Here is a 19807-nt window from a genome sequence, read left to right as displayed (position 1 = left end):
CTTCGGAACACAATAAAGCGGCGATCATCCGATTCTCACCGGATGAGCCCATCCACAGATCATACTCCGGACACCCCCGACATTCCGCTGCCCGCAGCATGATCAGGGGAATATGTTAATTATAAATAAACATCAGATAAGGTTATCGCTAAAGTTAACATTATTTCAATGATGTTTCTTTTTTTAGAATTGAATAAAAAATCATGAACAAATCCATAAAACAAATATATACCGGATTGTTTTTTATTCGCTTTCAGTCCGGCGCAGACTCATGATCCCCAGCCTCGCACGCCACAAAACCTCATATCACCCGGCACCGGAGAGACACCCGTCAGCATTGCCTCAGCCCGCTCCGGCCATGCCCCCAGCGCGGAACAGCCCGTCACCCGTATGTGAATTCTGCCCGCCGCCCGAAATACTGTAAAACCCCGTAATATCCCCCGGGTCATAACACCCCGCACAAACAACAGAACGCCGGACCACGGCGCCACCCCCAGGACCTCCCATGACCACAGCCACAACAGACGCCCTCGTCATCCACGCGACAAAAGACCTCCGCTTCGACACAGCCCCGCTGCCCGAACCCGGCCCCGGTGAAGTCCGCATCGCCATGCAATGGGGCGGCATCTGCGGCTCAGACCTGCATTACGTCTCCCACGGCGGCGTCGGCGCCTCCATCCTGCATAACCCCATGATCCTCGGTCACGAAGTCTCCGGCATCGTCGCCGCAACCGGCCCCGGCATCACCAGCTTCTCAGCGGGTGACCCCGTCGCCATTCACCCCGCACGCCCCTGCGGCACATGCCCCGAATGTCAGCGCGACCTCCGCCACCTCTGCCGTAACGTCCGCTTCCTCGGCAGCGCCGCCAACAACCCCCACACCGACGGCGGCTTCCGTCGCGCCATGATCGTTAATGCCGCGCAGCTCCGTCACCTGCCACCCGGCCTCGATACCCGCCGCGCCTGCCTCGCCGAACCGCTCGCCGTCGCCCTGCACGCCATCAGCAGGGCAGGGGACGTCACCGGAAAAACCGTCCTCGTCCAGGGCGCCGGTCCCATCGGCCTCCTCATCGTCGCCGGCCTCGTCCACGCCGGAGCCGCGCGCGTCGTCACCACCGACCTCCAGGACTTCCCCCTCGAACGCGCCCGCCTCCTCGGCGCCAGCGAAGTCCACAACGCCCGCACCGGCCAGCTCAATGAAGAATTCGATATCACCTTCGAAGCCACCGGCGTCGGCGCAGCTCTCCCCGAAGCCATTGCCCGCACCCGAAAAGGCGGCATCCTCGTCCAGGTCGGCATGTTCCCGCCCGGTGACGTCGCCGTCCCCCTCGCGCAGATCATCGTCCGCGAACTCGACTTCCGCGGCACCCTCCGCTTCGACCACGAATTCGATGACGCCCTCACCCTGCTCGCCGAAAAACCCGAAATCGCGGACATCCTCGTCACCCAGGAGTTCCCGATCACCCGTTTCCAGGACGCCTTCAGCATAGCCCCCGACCGCAGCCGCGCCGCCAAAGTCCTGCTCGCCCTGTCCGAATAAGCCGGGGGCCTTCTTGCCGGGCAGCGCCGGGCTCTGCCCGAACCCGGCAAGTTTTATTGAACAAATCCGGATGCCGGGACCCGCAGCCCCTGCTCACATTCTGAACCCGAACCGGAAAAATCAGCTCCCGGCCCATCGCGTCAGAAAATGTCCCTCCACACAGCCCCGGCATTTCCCGTCGTATCCTTCGCCAGAACCTCAAGAAACAGGCCGCCATCCACCGCATACGTCACCGGAAAACTAACGTGCCACACGCCCTCTTTCGTCTCCGACACCTTCCTCCCGTTCACATAAACCCGCACGAACCGAAGCCCCGAAGCGTCGCGCGCCGTCCCCGAAACCTCAATCGTCTCACCATGCCGCCCGGTATGCCCGACAGACACAATGTCAACCAGCGGCGCCTCCCTGTCCTGACGCAATCCAGGTCGGACAACCGAAGCCGGGTCCCAGATCACGGTCTCATCCGCCAGCGGATGCACACGCCCCGGCGCACGCCGGTTCTTCGTGCCTTGCTCATAAGCATACGCATAAGACAACAGCCGGCTGTCATCATACGCCTTGCCCGCAAACGTCAGATTGACCGGCATCCCCGTGTCACCCATCAGTCCCATGCTGACCGATACACTGGGAATGCCAAGATGACGCAGCATCGCATTCGTATTCGAGCGCCCGACACCATTTTCCGTGGCATGGTCGTAAGCCTGCGGATCGACATCGGCATTCGCCGCCCCGATATCCGCATTCGCGGGAAAGACAATGAAATCCAGCCTGTTCCGGTCAAGCCAGTCTTCAAAATCAACCTTCCTGATCCTCTCAGCACCCCGAAGCGCCTGCGCAAAGCCCGGAATCTGATCGTAAGGCTTCACACCTGCCAGAATCGTGTCCCGCGCCTGCCTGTAATCCCGGAACGGCCCGCGCCGCGCCGCATCCACGGAGCCCGGCGGATTGGGGAAAACCAGATCCGGATTGACCGCCCTCCAGTCAGGAATATTCGGATCTTTGTCATCGGTGAGAAAATTCCCCCACGACCAGGGGTTCAGATAGCGAAATTCATAATTATCGTCAGCAGCCTGCCCCGGCGCCTTCATGCGGAACCAGTCCGCCGGGATCAGTCCGCGACTGACAAAACTCTCCGAAGACGGACGGTCCATGTCGTAATTATGCATGAGCGGAAAATCGACTTCCACAACCTCAGCGCCCAGGGCGCGAAGATCACTCGCCGCCTTCTCCCAGAGCGCAAGGATCGACGGGCGAACCGCAATCTGTCGCCCCGTCCTGTCCTTGCCGATATACATCGTCGGAACGCCAATCCGCTTTCCGCGCAAAGCACCGGCATCTTTCAGAGATTCATAGTCCGCAGGCCTGACCTGAGACGCGCGCGGCAGCGCCACCACAGTCTGCTCCCGCCAGAAATCCCCTCGCGCCACAGGATCGTCGGCAACAATAACATTCAGAACCTTCAGCAGGTCGTCCGTCGAACGGGTCATCGGAACAACCACATCTTTGATCGGATAAAGCGGCCAGTTTCCCCGGATCGAAAGAACCCCCCGGGACGGCGTGTAAGCAACAAGAGCGTTGTTCGATGAAGGAGAGCGCCCGGAAGAAACCGTCTCCTCACCCATCCCAAACGCCGCCAGAGAGGCCGAGGTGGAGGATGCCGACCCGTTCGATGACCCGGAATTATAAGCCGCCGTCAGATAATGCTCGTTGTAAGGGCTCTCCGCCCGCCCGTACACACCCCGCTGCATGCCGCCCGCCGCCAGTGGCGGCATGTTCGTCTTGCCAAGCAGAACCCCGCCCGCTGCCCGAATTCGCCCAACCGTAAAAGCGTCCTCATTCGCAATCAGAGACGCAAAAGCCGGAGACCCCGCCGCGACGGTCAGACCCGCCACCTTGTAACTATCCTTCACCGTAAACGGGATTCCCAGCAGGGGCGAAACCGGACCACCCGCCGCCCGCACCCGGTCCGCCGCCATCGCTTCCGCAAGTGCCTGCGGATTCATGACCGGAACCGCATTCAGCCGAATGCCCGCCTTGTCAAATACATAGATCCTGTTCAGATAAAGCGTCGTCAGTTCCGTGCTGGTGAGCGCGCCACTCGCCATCGCCTCCTGCATCTGAGCAATCGTCGCCTCGGTCAGCGTAAATGTCCCGGCATATACAGGCGTCCCGACCAGCAGCGACGCCAGAAAAAGACCCGCCCGAAAGCCCTTCGCCAACCGCGCCCGCCTGTTTCCGTTTCCGTTCATCATGGCGTCAGAGCTCCGTCGAAACCGTGAACATCATCGCGAACGGCGATCCCACGTAGTAGGAAGGAGCCGAACCCGCGATCGTCGTGCCAAACACACCCTTCGTCGCCCTGGCATTTGTCTGAAGAGCCGCCGCACCGGACAGGTATTTCGCATTGCCGACATTGATAAAATTCAGACGCACATTCGGGTTTTTCAGATACCAGATGTTGTTCCATTTATACCCCACACCAATGTCGCAGGTCACATACTCCGGAATTTTCTGATCGTTCATCAGCGTCGAATACTGCGATCCCGTTACCTTGATGCGGGCGCTGCCAAAGAAATGCCCATCATCGTACTGAATACCCACCGCCGCCATCCAGCGCGGCGTAAGAGGCGCATCCTTTCCTTTGGTCCGCAGATAATCGGTGCCTTTCTCGACATTGTTATCAAGTTTCGCATCCAGAAACTCACCCGACACATAAGGAGAAAAATGGTGAATCGGCGCCGTCCCGAGTTCGACATCCACCCCGCGCGTGGTCATGCCACCGACATTGAGATAACTCGTGGTCAGGGTCTGGGAATTGCCGACATAAGCGCTCGTCGCAATCTGATGATTGGTGAAATTGTAATTGAAAAACGTAATCGCGCCACTGATGAAGCCATTATGCCGGTAACCGGCTTCTTCCGAAATTGAATACTCGTCTTTCAGATCGGGGTTCCCGGTCTGCGTGACCGCGCCCGTGGTCACACTATACTGATTGAACGCGCTCGTCGTCGCCGGAAGCTTGAAACCTGTTGTCCCGTCAATGAAAACAACATCGTTCTTCGTCAGCTTGTAGGTCGCGCCAAATCGCGGCAGAGGCTCCGTCGCAAACGTCGAGATCCTGTGCTGCGGACCCGGCATGAAATTCTCGCCATTGCGGGAATTGATCACATATTTGAAACCCGCCTGCAAAAGCAGCCGGTCATCCAGAAGTTTGAGTTCATCCTGAATATAAACCGCATTCGTCTGGGTCGATGCGGCATAGTTGTAAGTCTCCAGCTGCTTCCCGTCGGAAAGACGCAGCGTATACCCACCCCACATACTGGCAGCCGTGCCATTTTCGTTCAGCGCCGTCACCGGGCTGTCCGCATGATAATAGGAATACTGATACCAGTAGCCGACCGTCAGCAGATTATGCCCCGTATGATAATGAACCTTCCCGTTAAACCCGCTCCAGAGTTCATGACCCTGCCAGCCCGAAAGTCCCGTGAACTGGCCATCCTGCGAATAGGGAACATTCACCGCGCCGGGATAATAGTCCGTGCCCCTGTAATTCCCGCTGACATTATACGTGCCGCCCCCGGAGAGATAACCGCCACCGTGATAGAAATACGGTGATGCCTCAGCCGAGAAATGCTCATCGAGTTTGAAATGGGACTGCAATGACAGCAGAAGATGATGAAACCCGAGCTTGTTCAGCCGCCAGTAATTCGTATCCCCGAACGTGTAGGAGTTATTGCGATTATACTGATCGCCATATTCATTCCACTGCGCCATCGTCGGCGTGGTGTAGCTTCCGCGCCGGTCATTATTGTAAGATCCGGAAAGCTTGATGAAATTCTCTTTCCAGTCCTTCCGGAATCCGAAATCCGTGTGAACGCGCTGGTTGCGCCCGGCTCCGCGTGACAGCTTGCTGGACAGATAAGACGCCGAGACAAACGCCTTCAGCCCCGTATTGCCGATTTCACCGGTGTCATAGCGCGCGAACTGCCGGTTCGTCTGATAGCTGCCATAGCTTTCCGTCAGTTGCGCATGCTGCCGGGCAGTGGGATCGCTCATCTGAACCGAGATAATGCCACCGGACGCTGTGACAACAGGTGCATCAAGATGCCCCGCGCCCTGATAAATCTCGATGGCTTTCATATTCTCGGAATCCACCCACTCGGAGGAGTTGGCTGTCTGACTTCCGGAATCGTTCATCTGAACACCCTCGAACAGATATCCCAGTTCCGTCTGCGCCAGTCCCCGAACGGAAATCGAGCTCTGATTGCTCAGCCCGAACGCATCACCCGACGAAAAATTCGCACCCGGTGACATCTGAACAAGTGAAAGCGGGTTCTGCCCGGCCGACTGCTTGCTGATATACTCGGCAGAGACAATACTCGATGCCTGAGGTGTATCGCTGAACTTCAGAAGACCGCCCCCATGCATACGGCGCCCCGTGCTGACGCGGATGGTTTCCGGCTGGCCGTCCGCCTCTTTACTGCGCGGCGGATGAGATGCCGCCGCCGCAGCAGGCCGCGCCTTACCCGGAGCAGGGGGAGAGACATGCTTCACCCGTGGCCGGTGCACCACCGAAGCGACGGCAGCCGCCCCCGCCGTATCCGACAGGATCACTCCAGAAAGAAACGTCGCACTGCATAAAACGAAAATTCCGGAACACGGATTTTTTCTGACGCCCATCACACCATCCCTTTCACAAGCTGACTCAGGAAACAAAACCTAATAGTTTCGATACCGAAACAAAACGGGAACAATTCCGCACGCCGATTCTGTAAAAGTATTTATCTCAATAACAAAAACTACTTTATAATACCATATTTATTACGATATAAAAACGAAAAAGCTTCTGTGGTCCGACACACCAGCGAGGATAAAACGTCATCCCGACCCGGAAGAAAGGGCAGGGGAAACATCAGATCGTCACAGACGAAAAATCAGTTTCAATCCGGAAAGTAATCAGTACCCCCGTGAAAAATCATAAGCCAGATCCGGCATCCCACCCTTCTCCAGCTGCCCGATAACATCGGCGACATAGCGCGCATGATCGGCGCGGGATGCCTCGGAAGCCGCATGAGGCGTCATCGTGATCCTGGGATGCACCCACAAAGGAGAGTCCGGATCAGGCGGCTCCGTTCTGAAAACATCCAGAACCGCTCCGGAAAGATGCCCGGAATCCAGCGCCGCCAGCAGATCCGCCTCAACAAGCTGCGTGCCGCGCCCGACATTCACAACAGCCGCTGCCCCGGGAAGGCCGGCAAAAACATCCCGATCGAGACGATCCGCTGTTTCCGGCGTGTTCGGCAGAAGATTCACCAGAATGTCCGTCCCGCCAAGAAACGCCCCGAGCGCTTCTTCCCCCGCGAAAACCTCCACCCCCGGCTCAGCCCGGCCGCTGCGCGACCAGCCCCGCACCCGAAAACCGTTGAGCAGAAGCCGCTGCGCCACAACCCGTCCAAGCGAGCCGAACCCCATGATCCCGACAGAAACCTCGGACGCCACCCGCGTAATCAGTTCCCGCTCAAAAATGTGCCGCTCCTGCTGCCACGCCCAGGCCCGCGCGCCCCGGAAAAGCGAGAGACAGGCCCAGAGCACAAACTCCGCCATCAGAACGCCGGTGCGCTCGCCCCCCATGCGGATCAGCGGCACTTTCACAGGCCAGTCAGGGTCTTTCAGAAGATGATCCACACCCGCGCCCGTGCAGATGATCCCCTTCAGTCCGGAAAATGGCGTCAGCCCGCCCGCGGGTGGCTTCCAGACCAGCAGATAATCCACCGCCGCCGGATCAACATCAGGCGCTTTCCACCAGACAATGTTCAGAGAGGGCGCAATCTTGCGAAACAGATCGCGCCAGAGCGAAAATGTCTTTTCTCCACCGGCTTCAATCGCCAGACACGGCCCCTGTGACACCACAGCCCTTTTCCTCCCGTAACCCCGGTTCCGTAAAACCCCTTACGACGTATAGGATGCCTTCTGATCCTCGATCAGACTGAGCGCCGCATCCCATGCAATGGAGATAATGTGCTCGCTGTCATCACGCATGAACTGCTGCGTCGTCCGCCTGCATACATCTTCCGACGGAATGGACAGCTCACACCCGCCCGAAAGCGCCTGAACCTGAATCTGACAGGCCCGTTCAAGCATGTAGATTTCATGGAATGCATGCTTCACGCCCGGCCCGCCGGCGAGCAGACCGTGATTCCGTAGAATCATTGCCCGGTTCATGCCAAGATCCGAAACGAGCCGCTCCCGCTCTTCAGGCGAAAGCGCGATCCCCTCATAGGTATGATAGGACAGCTTGCCATAATACTTGAGCGCATGCTGACTGATCGGAAGCAGCCCCTGCTTCTGCGCCGAGACAGCCACACCCGCCGGCGTGTGCGTGTGAATGACACAAGCCATATCCTCACGCGCCTGATGAATGGCCGAGTGAATGACAAATCCGGCCGCATTGACCGCAAGATCCGTAAACTTCATGTCCTGGACGACACCGGATTTATCAATCCGCACAAGATCGCTCGCCCGCATCCGGTCAAACGCAACACCATAACGATTGATCAGAAAATGCTGGTCATCGCCCGGAATACGCAGGGAAATATGCGTGTCCACCAGATCGGTCATGCGATAAAACGCGATCAGACGATACAGCGCCGCCAGTTCACAGCGCGCCGTCCATTCTTCAGCGGAATAAGAGGCCTGAGTCATCGGGTCAGAGTCCTTTCAGAACAGCATTTTCGGGCGTCTCCGCGCGGGATCGCGCCAGGCCAAGCACCCCGGCCACGGAACACACCGCCATCGCGGAAAAAAGCAGCGCCAGCGGCGTCCAGTCAGCCCCGAAACGCGATGCAATCAGCGTGCCGACAATCGGCGTCACACCGGTGATAAGAGAAGCACTCGTCTGATACGCAATGGAAATCGCCGTGTAACGCACCCGCGCCGGAAATGCGTTCGCCATAAATCCCGCAACAACCGCGTAAAAGGCCGACAGACAGACAATCGTCGCCGAAATCGCCACGGCTGACGGCAGAAAACGATGCGTTTCCAGAGCACGAAACATCGGAAACGGAAGCAGGATGCACAACCCGGCCAGACCAAGAAGAAAGCGGACTTCTCCGGTCTTCTGAGCAATCCACGCCGCCAGCGGCTGGGTGAGAAGCTGAAGCACCGTCGCAATCAGCATCGCATCAAGCATAAACTGACGCGATACATGCATATAAACCGGCGCATAACCGAGCAGAAACGTATTGACGAAGAAAAACCCGGCGCTGCCGACAATAACCGCCAGACCTGCGCAGAAAATCCGGCCCCATTGCCCCGCCAGCCGGGCCGAAAGCGGCTCCCGGACCGCCGGCGCCTCCCGGCGTGACGCAAGAAAATCAGGCGTCTCCTCAACCTGACGACGCAGAACGAAACATCCCAGAGCAATCAGGCCGCCCAGCAGAAACGGAATGCGCCACGCCCAGTCCGCAAAGGCCTCCGCTCCCAGGGAGGATGCCCCCCGAAAGGACGCCAGCGCCATCAGCATCCCGGCAGGGCTGCCCAGCTGAGGAAACGATGCCGCAAAAATCTTCCACCGCTCAGGCGCGTGCTCACTGGCCAGCAGAACCGCGCCGCCCCATTCGCCCCCCACAGCCAGTCCCTGCAGAATGCGAAGAAGCACCAGAAGAACCGGAGCCAGAAACCCAATCGAAGCATAGCCAGGCAACAGTCCGATCGCCGTCGTGGCCGCCCCCATCCCGACAACAGTAAAGGTGAGAACCTTCTTCCTGCCGTAACGATCCCCCAGCATCCCGCACAGCAGCCCGGCAAAGGGCCGCGCCAGAAAACCCGCCGCAAGCGTGCCGTAAGCATTCAGATCCGTCACAAGCGGGCTGGAAGACGGAAAGAAAACCTTGCCGAGAATCAGGGAGGAGGCGAGGGCGTAAACATAGTAGTCATAGAACTCAAGAGCCGTCCCAACGAAGGACGAGGCGCAGGCGCGTATCGTGTGATGGTCCGTCTTCAGCATGACCCGCTCCCGTCGATGCCCTGCACCCGGTCCGCCCGGCTGAACGCCGGAAAGATGAATTTTTTATAACGGGATCAGATCGTTTCGGGGAGGTGATTATCATTATAAGGGACTATTAGTGAAGCTTATAACCCGGAGGGGAATCTCCTCACTCCCCGGAAGACAATGTCTCCTTCATCATGCTGATGAAAATCTCTTCCGCCCTCGAATATCTGGCCTGAAGATTCCAGAGAAAATGGATATTCGCCTCCGCCACGCCCTCATCCGGCGGCAGACGCCGGAACAAGCGCCGCTCCTCGTCCTTCCGGGCAATGTGCTCGGGAATACAGCCAATTCCGAACCCCGCCAGAATGAGACGTCGTACCTCCCGGTAACTGGGCGAAACACCGGTCGTCTCGCCTGAAAATCCCTTCAGGTCACGAAAAAACATCAGCGACGCAAGAGGCCCCCCAGCATCTCCGCCTGAAACGTGACGAAATCCTCCGCATACAACTCCTCCGGACGAATATCCTCCCGCCCGAATAAAGGATGATGCGGCCCGCAATAAAACGCATAACGCTGCCGGATCAGCAGAAAATGACCAAGATTGGGGTGCTCGTTCTTCAGAAGCCCCAGACCAATGGCCCCGGTGTTCTGAAGCACCGCATTCATGATGTCCTGACTGCTGGACGGCAGGATCTCAAGCCGGATGCGCGGATACCGGACATGAAACTGCCGGAGACAGGCGTCATAAGCCTCGCTTTCAACACCGCTGATCGTCAGAAGACGAACCGTCCCGACCTCATTCCCGTCCGATCCGACCACCGCATCGCCAATGCCCCGAACCGCGCGATACGTCTCCGATGCGATCCGGTAGACGTTTTCCCCCGTCCTGGTCAGAACCATCGTGTTCCCGCGCCGCACAATCAGCTTGCAGCCGACAAAATGCTCCAGCCGCCGCAGCGCCTGACTGACAGCGGACTGCGTGACATGAAGCTGTACCGCAGCCCGCGTCAGATTGCGCTCCAGCGCCACAACCTGAAACGTCCGGAGCAGATTCCAGTCCAGCCGCTCATGCAACCTGTGCAGCCTGGCCGGATCAGGAACAGACTCCTTCCGGCTACGGGGTCGCTCACTGTTTTGCATCACCGGCTCCGTCATTCGTCAGCTCCCCGACCCGTCTCAGCGCGAACAAACGAAAGGACAATGCCGGACAGATCGCAATGACCGGTATCTGTTTCTGTATCGAGTCGAATTTATCCGGAACATTATGGAATCGGCATGTCGTCCGATCTGCCAGCGAAACTTTCCAAAATCGTAAACCTGTGGCGTCCGGATACAGGGACATGTTTGCTGGCTTCGTTTTCTCCGGGCCTGCCGCACACATCCCGACCCCGCGCTTACACAGGATTTTCCCGTTTCATGTTTGCCACATCAGATCTCCGCACGAACCGATCGCCAGAAAAAATTCCCCGGCAAAAAAACCGTCCGAACAGCCCCGACCCTTCCGGAAAAAACGCCTTCCGAGCAACCAAACTCAGTCCCGTGAAAACGCCGCGATATAATTCACCCCGAGATCCCGGCTTTCCCGCCAGGAATTGCCCGACAGATCCGGCGTCATCCCGGCCATGTCATCCAGCCGCAACCCGGCCCGCCGCCCATACCCGGCCAGTTCCGACGGCGTGACGAACTTCTTCCAGTCATGCGTGCCCACCGGCAACAGCCGCATCACATACTCCGCCCCGACCTTCGCAAAAGCGAAAGCCCGCAATGTGCGGTTCATCGTCGAGACAAACACATGCCCGCCCGGACGCACCAGATCCGCCAGCATCGCCACAAAGGCCGTCGGGTCGGTCACATGCTCAATGATCTCCAGCGCCACAACCGCATCGAAAGTCTCACTTTCTGCCACCAAAGTCTCCGCGCTGCCAACCCGATAGGCGAGACCGCCTGCCGCCGCCGGTAACGGGTTCTCAGCCAGATGCTGCCGCGCCGCCGCAATGCCCTCGGCAGACGCATCCAGCCCCAGCACATCATGCCCCGCCTGAGCCAGAGCCTCGCTGGCCAGCCCCGCGCCACAACCGAGATCCAGAACCCGTAACCGCGCCTGTTTCCGGCTTCGAAGCGGCAGATGCCTGTCGATCCAGCCGATCCGCAGCGGATTCATGGCATGAAGTGGCCGCATAGGCCCCGCCGGGTCCCACCAGTCCCGGGCAATGGCGCCGAACCGGGCAATCTCTTCCGCTGAGACGGACTCACCTCGTGCATTCTGCTCCGCCATCACCGCTTCGCTGGCAGCACCGGCCTGTTCCCGTGAAGCAGAGTTATAGTCGGAATGCATAAAACAACGCCTTTCTCATGCCGTCGCGGCTGGACGTAAGCCCGACCGAAGGTTATGTGACGCGACTTGCCCGCCTTCGCAATGGTCTCTGGTGCCGAACACCGCCCCTGTCCGCAACCCCGGACGGACGAATGCAGGGTAATAAAGTCAGGTCCGTCATTGCTGGCGGCAGACATGAACGAAGACCCGCGCCCGCCCGATAGGCAAGGCCGCCCTGACGTGACGCGCAAGGATTTAAGAGAAAGGGACCGCAACTCGCGGTCTGACGGAGCCAGGCAGGACTATGGAGCGAACAGCACCCCGGATCGTCATGAAATTCGGCGGCACATCCGTCGCTGACCTGGAGCGTATCCGCGCCGTGGCGAAACGCATCCGTGCCCAGGTCGACGCCGGATGCGAAGTCGCGGTTGTCGTGTCCGCCATGGCCGGCGTCACAAACAGGCTCGTCGGTTACTGCAGTGAACTTTCCCCCCTGCATGACCCGCGCGAATACGATGCCGTCGTCGCGACCGGCGAACAGATTACAAGCGGTCTTCTCGCCATCTCGCTTCAGGCTCTCGGCATCCGGTCACGCTCCTTTCAGGGCTGGCAGGTGCCGATCCTGACCGACGACGCCCACGGAAAAGCCCGTATCTCATCCATCAACGGCGAAGGTCTGATCGCCTGCATGAGCGAAGGTCAGGTCCCCGTGATCGCCGGCTTCCAGGGCGTTGACCGCAACGGCCGTATCGCAACCCTCGGCCGCGGCGGGTCGGATACATCAGCCGTTGCCATCGCTGCCGCTGTCAATGCCGATCGGTGCGACATCTATACAGATGTAGACGGTATCTACACGACCGATCCGCGCATCGTTGCGAAGGCCCGGAAGCTGGATAAAATCACATACGAAGAGATGCTTGAGCTGGCGTCCGTCGGGGCAAAAGTCCTGCAGACCCGCAGTGTTGAACTCGCCATGAAAGAACGCGTGCGCGTGCAGGTGCTGTCAAGCTTCTCTGATGACGCCCCCGCGCCCGACGGGCGCCTGCCCGGATCGCTGGTGGTAGACGAGGACGAAATTTTGGAACAGGAACTGGTCACTGGTATCGCGTATTCGCGCGACGAAGCAAAGATCTCGATGCGTCGTATCCCCGATCGTCCGGGAATTGCCGCCGCGATTTTCGGCCCCCTCGCAGATGCCAGTATTAATGTCGATATGATCGTCCAGAGCACCGGCGAAGACGGCATGACCAACATGACCTTCACAACCGGGAAGGCCGACCTTCAGCGCGCCATCGCCCTGGTCGAAGCCGCCCGCGAATTCACGCAGTATGGTGAACTTCTCACCGATGACGCCGTGGTCAAGATCAGCGTTGTCGGCGTGGGAATGCGCTCTCACGCCGGGGTCGCAAGCACGATGTTCCGAACGCTTTCAGACCGCGGGATAAATGTGCAGGTGATCTCAACCAGCGAAATTAAGGTTTCCGTCCTGATCGCCGCCGACTACGCCGAACTGGCCATCCGTGCGCTGCACACGGCCTATGGCCTTGACGCTGCCTGATTTAGGGGTCGTGAAAATCAATGACTGATATGCTTGCGACCTCTGCGACAGCCACCGATGACGCAAACTCTGTCGCCAGGCAGACCGCACGGGCAGAACTGAACCGCCTGTGGTCGGCCGGAACAGCCTTTCTCGGGACGGAATACGCGATTCTCGGTGGTGCGATGTCGTGGGTAAGTGAACGAACCCTTGTTTCCGCCATCTCGAATGCCGGCGGGTTTGGTGTGATCGCCTGCGGAGCAATGACTCCGGAATTACTCGAAGCTGAGATAGTCGCAACCCAGGCGCGCACAAAGAAGCCTTTCGGCGTCAATCTCATCACGATGCACCCGCAACTTGATGAACTTATCCAGGTCTGTCTTCGTGCCGGCATCGGCCATATCGTGCTGGCCGGAGGCATTCCCCCGTCAGCCGCCATTCGCGGCGCGAAAGACGGCGGCGCGAAAGTCATGGCTTTCGCACCCGCCCTCGTGCTCGCCAAACGTCTGATCCGTATGGGCGTCGATGCTCTGGTCATCGAAGGAGCGGAAGCAGGCGGGCATGTCGGGCCCGTTTCCCTTACTGTGCTGGCACAGGAAATCCTGCCGCACATTACCACCGTGCCGGTTTTTGTCGCAGGCGGTATAGCTCGCGGAGATGCCATCGTTGGATTTCTGGAGCAGGGAGCCGCCGGAGCACAGCTTGGAACGCGTTTCGCAGCGGCCACAGAAAGTATCGCCCACCCGCGATTCAAAGAGGCTTTCCTCAAAGCCAACGCGCGCGATGCGCTGACATCCGTACAACTTGATCCCCGCTTTCCTGTTATACCTGTCAGGGGTCTGGTAAATGATGGCAGTCAGAATTTTCTGACGCACCAGGCAGAAACCTTGCGCCGCTTCCAGGCCGGCGAGTTCAGCAAGGAAGAGGCTCAGCTCGAAATCGAGCATTTCTGGGCCGGAGCCCTGCGTCGTGCTGTAATTGATGGTGATGTGGAAACTGGCTCTGTCATGGCAGGTCAGTCTGTGGGTATGGTCAAAGCCGTGCGGCCCGTGGAAGACATCATTGGTGAGCTTGTCACGCAGGCAGTGGATGCCCTGGTGCACCGGAGCGGGCAGCGGCGGGAGCATTGAATGGGTACAGACGTCAGGGAGCTGATCGGAGTGAGCACCGAAAGTCGCGATTCTGACCAGATTACTGTTGTTGTCGACAGAGTGGCTGATGCCGGTAACCATTCTCTGAATGAGGAGCAGAGCGCGGAAACTCGCAATTATATGGACCCGACACAGATCCCGCTCCCCGACTTTACCACGCTCGGCATCGCAACAGCTCTGCGTCTCCGGCGGGAAATGCTCGGCTGGTCACTTCCCGATGTCGCAGCCTGGCTCCGTATCCGTCTTCCCTATCTGGAAGCTCTTGAGCAGGGCCATCCCGGCGAACTGCCCGGAAACGCTTATGCAGTCGGTTTTTTGCGAACATATGCCTCTGCTCTGGGTTTTCCGCCTGAACAGATCGTATCGCGCTTCAAACGTGAAACACGCGGCGTGGAACGGAAACCTGAACTGGAATTTCCGGCTCCGGAACCGGAAAGAACCGTCCCGGCAGGTGCGATAGTCCTGACAGGAATCGTAGTCATCATCGGGACTTACATAGGCTGGTATCGTATGGTGGGGCATGACCCGGTCCCGCTTGAGCGTGTGCCCCCCGTAGCAAGTGTGATGCATGTCCGGCCCGGCCCGGACCCTTCACCTCAGATTGCGTCAATGATGCCGGATGCCGGACCGTCCCGGATGCCTGATTCTCGTCAGGCCGCCACTACTGTTCCCGAAAATACTTCTGCCGACACCCCGGCGCACGTGGCTGCGGATAGTTCCTCTGAGCCTTCTGCTGACAGAATGATAAACGGCGCATCGGCGGCGGCGGAAAGCGGGAAACCCCCGTTGCCCATGTCGCCAGTCCCTGCGTCTTTCGGCGAAGAAGCAACGGGAGCAGCCGCTCCCGTCAATCAGCTCCCGGCAATCAGAGCGGTTGGCGTCAGCTGGATTCAGGTCAAAAGCAATGACGGCAAAGTCATCTACGATCATATCATGCAGCCGGGTGATAACTGGCCGCTGCCTTCGGAAGGAGCGCCTTTTTCTCTTACTGTCGGCAATGCGGGAGGCATCACTCTGGCCGCGCACGATGTCATAACTGTTCCGCTTGGCCGCAACGGAGCCGTTCGTCGTAATGTCATTCTGTCGCCGGAGACAATGATGGATGGAAGTATTGCAGCAGCAGCCCCGGTATCCGGACCGGCTCCTGCCGTACCTCCGACATCCGGTTTAACGCCGGGAGAGCCCGAAGCAGAAACAAAGGCCATCAATGATGAACCGGTTCCGCTGCCTCCTCCTCCCGTTATCAAACCCAGAGTGCGGCCGGCTGAAACAGCCCGTCCTGAACCATCAGCAGATGATCTGAATGCAATGCAGCTCAGGACAATGAACGGTCCTGGCCGCGCATCTGGACCGCATTAAATCCGGAGTTAACATTGATCCGGATCATAATTTCTGTTCTTTCTGCCGCGCAGGCAGTCAGAAGAGCTTCTTCTATGGCCATCGGCTCTCAGATTTGGCAGGAAGGGGCCCAAGCAATGTATATCATTCCGCACAAACCCAACAGGCTTCGGCCTTCGCCTCGACAGGAGGATTGAACGATGAGTGGCTATCGCCCCTATCAGCAGATTGAACGCCGCAAGTCGCGACAGATTCATGTCGGTAAAGTCGCCGTCGGTGGTGATGCGCCGATCTCCATCCAGACAATGACTAATACGCTGACGAGCGACGCTCAGGCGACGATAGACCAGATTCGCCGGTCCGAACTGGCCGGGGTCGATATTGTCCGCGTTTCCTGTCCTGATGAAGAGAGCACGGCAGCCCTCGCCGAGATCGTGCGTGAAGTGAATGTCCCTATCGTTGCGGACATTCACTTTCACTATAAGCGCGCGATCGAAGCCGCCAAGGCAGGAGCGGCCTGCCTGCGTATCAACCCCGGCAATATCGGCAGCGCCGAGCGTGTCCGGGAAGTTGTTAATGCGGCCAAAGATTATAACTGCTCGATCCGCATCGGTGTAAATGCCGGTTCACTGGAAAAGCATCTACTCGAAAAATACGGCGAGCCTAACCCGGACGCGCTGGTCGAAAGTGCGCTTGAGCACGCCAAAATTCTGGAAGATCACGACTTTCACGAATTCAAAATCAGCGTCAAAGCTTCGGATGTGTTCCTGGCGGTGGCCGCCTATCAGCAACTTGCCGATGTTTGCGATCATCCTTTGCATATCGGGATCACCGAGGCTGGAAGCCGCCGAGCCGGGACTGTGAAATCCTCAATCGGGCTTGGCAATCTTCTCTGGGCAGGCGTCGGAGACACCATGCGTGTTTCCCTGTCCGCAGAGCCTGAAGAAGAAGTGCTGGTTGGCTGGGATATTCTCAAATCCCTCGGCCTCCGCCACCGTGGCGTGAAAATCATTTCCTGCCCGTCCTGTGCACGCCAGGGCTTCAATGTGATTCAGACTGTCCAGACACTTGAAGACAGGCTGGCTCATATCAAGACTCCCCTGACGCTTTCCATCATTGGATGTGTGGTGAACGGACCGGGTGAGGCTCTGATGACCGATCTGGGCATAACCGGCGGCGGGTCAGGGCGACACATGGTTTATTCCGCGGGTAAACAGGATCATACCGTCGCGGCCGGTTCCATGATCGATCATATCGTGGATCTCGTTGAAGAACGTGTCGCCGGCATCGAATCTGAGGCAGCCCTGGAAAAGGCGGAAGGCATCGAGCCATCGCTTCCAGACCTTGAGACAGCGAAATAATCACTGTACCGGGAGTTCCGTTATCCGGTCATTTAGTGCCTTTCTGTCAGATTGTTTCCAGAACCGGCACCTGCCCCGGAGCCCGTCTGTTCCCTTGGTTTGTGGAGAGAATTGTCCTTGAATGCCGTAAAGCCCGTACGCGGAACCCATGATCTCATAGGCGAACAGCAGCGGCGGCACGCCCACGTCATCGCGACCGCGCGCCGAATCACTGGTCTTTACGGGTTTGAGGAATGGGCAACGCCTGTTTTCGAAGACACTTCCGTGTTTGCCCGATCGCTGGGTGACACGTCGGATGTCGTCTCAAAGGAAATGTACACTTTCAGCGACCGGGGTGGCGAATCGCTGACGCTGCGCCCCGAAGGCACGGCCGGCATCTGCCGGGCACTGGTCACGAACGGGCTGACACAGTCTCTGCCGCAAAAAGCATTCTACGCGGGGCCTATGTTTCGCTACGAACGCCCGCAAAAAGGACGCTACAGACAGTTCCACCAGATCGGTGCCGAACTGATCGGCTCCGGCGAGCCTCTCGCCGATGCGGAAACCATCACAATGGGCAGGGACGTGCTCGAAGCGCTCGGCATTGTCGACGAGGTCGTTCTTGAACTGAATACCCTAGGTGATGCAGAAAGCCGTGCCACGTGGCGGACTGCGCTTGTTGCTTATTTTTCCGACTATCGTAACAGGTTGTCTGAAGATAGTCAGCTCCGGCTCGAACACAACCCACTCCGTATTCTCGACAGCAAAGCAGCGGAAGACCAGCCTGTCATTGAAGGTGCTCCGGGTCTGGAACAGTATCTCAACGATTCGTCCAGGCATTTCTGGGATGATGTCAGACGCGGTCTCGATGTCTTCAACGTCGCCTACACCGTCAATCCCCGCATCGTGCGTGGCCTTGATTATTACAGCCATACCGCCTTTGAGTTTGTGACAAACCGCCTGGGCGCCCAGGGAACCGTACTTGCCGGGGGCCGCTACGACGGCCTCGTCGAGGAGATGGGCGGACCGGCAACACCCGCCATAGGCTGGGCCGGCGGGATTGAACGGCTCGCCATGCTGCTTGATGAAGCGCCCGACGCCACCGCGCCGATAGCTATTATTCCCCTTGGCGCTGTCGCGGAGACCCCTGCCATCCGTATCATGACTGAGCTTCGTGCCGCAGGGCTACGTTCAGAAATGGCCTATCGCGGAAATCTGAAAAAACGCATGGAGCGCGCAAACCGCGCCGGAGCCTCATACGCGATTATTCTGGGAGAAGCCGAACTGGCCAGCGGTGTCGTCCAGCTCAGGGATCTCTCTGAAGGTCAGCAGCGCGAAGTCGCTCCGGACGATCTGGTAAAGCTTCTCAGCCACACGAAAAAAACAGGGTCCAGCGTGTGAGTCTGGATGATCGTCTCGACCGTATCGTTGGACGCGCGGAAGAAATCGAGGCACTTCTGGCAAGTGGTGTTACAGGGGAAGAGTTTATTCGTGCCTCACGTGAGCACTCCGAACTGGCGCCACTGGTAGAACGGATTACTGAGCTACGCACCGCACAGACACAGGAACGTGAAGCGGAAAAACTTCTGGCTGACGCTGAAATGAAAGTCTTGGCGGAAGCTGAGCTTTGGACTCTCAGAGAGCGTATTCCCGTTTTGCGTCAGGAAGTCCGGCTGGCTATGTTGCCGCGCGATGCCGCAGATGATCGTAGTGCTATCCTGGAGATCCGGCCTGCTGCCGGTGGGGATGAGGCAGCTTTTTTTGCTGCGGAATTATTTGACGCGTACCGGCGTTATGCCGGCCTTCGAGGCTGGCGATTTGAGCTCATGGAATACAATGAGAGCGAGCTCGGCGGCCTTCGGGAGGGGATCGCCATGATTACCGGAAAGGGTGTTTTCGCCCGACTAAAGTATGAATCTGGCGTGCATCGCGTTCAGCGTGTTCCCACGACTGAAAATCAGGGACGAATTCATACCTCAACCGTCACTGTGGCCGTTCTGCCTGAAGCGGAAGAAGTTGATGTCCAGATTGATGAAGGTGATCTCAGAATAGACGTCTATCGCGCATCAGGCGCGGGCGGCCAGCATGTAAATAAAACGGAAAGTGCAGTCCGGATTACTCATCTGCCGACAGGCGTCGTCGTCGCTATGCAGGAGGAGAAGAGTCAGCACAAAAACAAAGCGAAGGCGATGAAGATTCTGCTCGCACGGCTTTACGAGAAACAGCGTATAAATCTTCATGAAAATCGTGCAGCTGATAGAAAATCTCAGGTAGGTACAGGAGATCGATCTGAGAGAATTCGCACTTACAATTTTCCACAAGGTCGGGTGACGGATCATAGAATTAGTCTGACATTGCACAAAATTGATCGTATTATGCTGGGCGAATTCGATGATATTATAGATGCATTAATTCAGGAGAATCAGGCTATTCAATTAGCTTTGGCAGACTGTCGGGTTGAGGTACTCCCCTGAAGCGACGAGGCTGTAGCCTGTCGGGATGAGGCGTTTCATCCCGTTTGACCGTGACAGCCGTATTTTTTACCGCCTGATCTGAAGTGATGGCTTTCCGCTGACGATCTGGCGCATTTTGTTGCT

15 protein-coding genes are annotated in these 19807 nt (G+C 58.1%); 7 read left to right on the top strand and 8 right to left on the bottom strand.

Annotated elements, in window-relative coordinates; genetic code table 11:
* Window positions 1-505: 505 nt before the first annotated feature.
* Window positions 506-1540 carry an L-idonate 5-dehydrogenase gene (locus GOB90_RS09955; RefSeq protein ID WP_146888544.1) on the top strand — a complete coding sequence of 345 codons (1035 nt, stop codon included), beginning with the start codon at window positions 506-508 and terminating at the stop codon, window positions 1538-1540.
* Window positions 1541-1680: 140 nt separating this feature from the next.
* On the opposite strand, the gene GOB90_RS09950 is transcribed toward GOB90_RS09955, so the two are convergent.
* From GOB90_RS09950 to ubiG, 8 genes are all read right to left on the bottom strand, one after another.
* Window positions 1681-3792 (bottom strand): amidase, encoded by a 2112-nt coding sequence (locus GOB90_RS09950; protein ID WP_146888547.1) that lies wholly within the window; start codon window positions 3790-3792, stop codon window positions 1681-1683.
* Between the two features lie 4 nt (window positions 3793-3796).
* Complete coding sequence (locus tag GOB90_RS09945; RefSeq protein WP_146888550.1) at window positions 3797-6220, bottom strand: TonB-dependent receptor; 2424 nt, start codon at window positions 6218-6220, stop codon at window positions 3797-3799.
* A 276-nt stretch (window positions 6221-6496) separates the two neighbouring features.
* Entirely contained in the window at window positions 6497-7450 is a 954-nt protein-coding gene (locus tag GOB90_RS09940; protein ID WP_261765964.1) for a 2-hydroxyacid dehydrogenase, read from the bottom strand.
* 39 nt (window positions 7451-7489) lie between these two features.
* A complete protein-coding gene (locus tag GOB90_RS09935; protein WP_146888554.1) occupies window positions 7490-8242 on the bottom strand; it encodes a class II aldolase/adducin family protein in 753 nt (250 codons plus the stop codon).
* Window positions 8243-8246: 4 nt separating this feature from the next.
* Window positions 8247-9545, bottom strand: a complete 1299-nt coding sequence (locus tag GOB90_RS09930) for an MFS transporter (RefSeq protein WP_146888557.1) — start codon at window positions 9543-9545, stop codon at window positions 8247-8249.
* Window positions 9546-9693: 148 nt separating this feature from the next.
* Window positions 9694-9975, bottom strand: a complete 282-nt coding sequence (locus GOB90_RS19505) for a LysR substrate-binding domain-containing protein (RefSeq protein ID WP_146888560.1) — start codon at window positions 9973-9975, stop codon at window positions 9694-9696.
* Entirely contained in the window at window positions 9975-10685 is a 711-nt protein-coding gene (locus GOB90_RS09920) for a LysR family transcriptional regulator (RefSeq protein WP_146888563.1), read from the bottom strand. Before GOB90_RS09920 ends, GOB90_RS19505 begins: the two co-directional genes overlap by 1 nt.
* A 376-nt stretch (window positions 10686-11061) precedes the next feature.
* Window positions 11062-11808 carry a bifunctional 2-polyprenyl-6-hydroxyphenol methylase/3-demethylubiquinol 3-O-methyltransferase UbiG gene (gene ubiG / locus GOB90_RS09915; protein ID WP_373322109.1) on the bottom strand — a complete coding sequence of 249 codons (747 nt, stop codon included), beginning with the start codon at window positions 11806-11808 and terminating at the stop codon, window positions 11062-11064.
* Window positions 11809-12148: 340 nt separating this feature from the next.
* Between ubiG and GOB90_RS09910 the strand changes: the two genes are divergently transcribed.
* The 6 genes from GOB90_RS09910 to prfA all read left to right on the top strand — a co-directional run bounded on the left by GOB90_RS09910 (window position 12149) and on the right by prfA (window position 19684).
* Window positions 12149-13402, top strand: a complete 1254-nt coding sequence (locus GOB90_RS09910; RefSeq protein ID WP_146888566.1) for an aspartate kinase — start codon at window positions 12149-12151, stop codon at window positions 13400-13402.
* 20 nt (window positions 13403-13422) lie between these two features.
* Window positions 13423-14511 (top strand): NAD(P)H-dependent flavin oxidoreductase, encoded by a 1089-nt coding sequence (locus tag GOB90_RS09905; protein WP_146888569.1) that lies wholly within the window; start codon window positions 13423-13425, stop codon window positions 14509-14511.
* Window positions 14512-15891: a RodZ domain-containing protein gene (locus GOB90_RS09900; RefSeq protein ID WP_146888572.1), complete on the top strand. Its 1380-nt coding sequence runs from the start codon at window positions 14512-14514 to the stop codon at window positions 15889-15891.
* A gap of 179 nt (window positions 15892-16070) precedes the next feature.
* A complete protein-coding gene (gene ispG / locus GOB90_RS09895) occupies window positions 16071-17231 on the top strand; it encodes a flavodoxin-dependent (E)-4-hydroxy-3-methylbut-2-enyl-diphosphate synthase (RefSeq protein WP_146888575.1) in 1161 nt (386 codons plus the stop codon).
* Between the two features lie 117 nt (window positions 17232-17348).
* Window positions 17349-18611, top strand: a complete 1263-nt coding sequence (gene hisS / locus GOB90_RS09890) for a histidine--tRNA ligase (RefSeq protein WP_146888578.1) — start codon at window positions 17349-17351, stop codon at window positions 18609-18611.
* Entirely contained in the window at window positions 18608-19684 is a 1077-nt protein-coding gene (gene prfA / locus GOB90_RS09885; protein ID WP_146888585.1) for a peptide chain release factor 1, read from the top strand. Before hisS ends, prfA begins: the two co-directional genes overlap by 4 nt.
* The last annotated feature ends 123 nt before the right edge of the window (window positions 19685-19807 follow it).

The sequence above is a fragment of the Acetobacter oeni genome (assembly GCF_011516825.1).
Taxonomy (GTDB): domain Bacteria; phylum Pseudomonadota; class Alphaproteobacteria; order Acetobacterales; family Acetobacteraceae; genus Acetobacter; species Acetobacter oeni.
Note: the sequence above shows the minus strand (reverse complement) of the source record. Positions and strands in the feature narration are given on the sequence as shown.

Coding starts and splice junctions, on each gene's coding strand:
- GOB90_RS09955 (WP_146888544.1), top strand. CDS start 506: ATGACCACAGCCACAACAGACGCCCTCGTCATCCACGCGACAAAAGAC.
- GOB90_RS09950 (WP_146888547.1), bottom strand. CDS start 3,792: ATGATGAACGGAAACGGAAACAGGCGGGCGCGGTTGGCGAAGGGCTTT.
- GOB90_RS09945 (WP_146888550.1), bottom strand. CDS start 6,220: ATGGGCGTCAGAAAAAATCCGTGTTCCGGAATTTTCGTTTTATGCAGT.
- GOB90_RS09935 (WP_146888554.1), bottom strand. CDS start 8,242: ATGACTCAGGCCTCTTATTCCGCTGAAGAATGGACGGCGCGCTGTGAA.
- GOB90_RS09930 (WP_146888557.1), bottom strand. CDS start 9,545: ATGCTGAAGACGGACCATCACACGATACGCGCCTGCGCCTCGTCCTTC.
- GOB90_RS19505 (WP_146888560.1), bottom strand. CDS start 9,975: ATGTTTTTTCGTGACCTGAAGGGATTTTCAGGCGAGACGACCGGTGTT.
- GOB90_RS09920 (WP_146888563.1), bottom strand. CDS start 10,685: ATGACGGAGCCGGTGATGCAAAACAGTGAGCGACCCCGTAGCCGGAAG.
- GOB90_RS09910 (WP_146888566.1), top strand. CDS start 12,149: ATGGAGCGAACAGCACCCCGGATCGTCATGAAATTCGGCGGCACATCC.
- GOB90_RS09905 (WP_146888569.1), top strand. CDS start 13,423: ATGACTGATATGCTTGCGACCTCTGCGACAGCCACCGATGACGCAAAC.
- GOB90_RS09900 (WP_146888572.1), top strand. CDS start 14,512: ATGGGTACAGACGTCAGGGAGCTGATCGGAGTGAGCACCGAAAGTCGC.
- ispG (WP_146888575.1), top strand. CDS start 16,071: ATGAGTGGCTATCGCCCCTATCAGCAGATTGAACGCCGCAAGTCGCGA.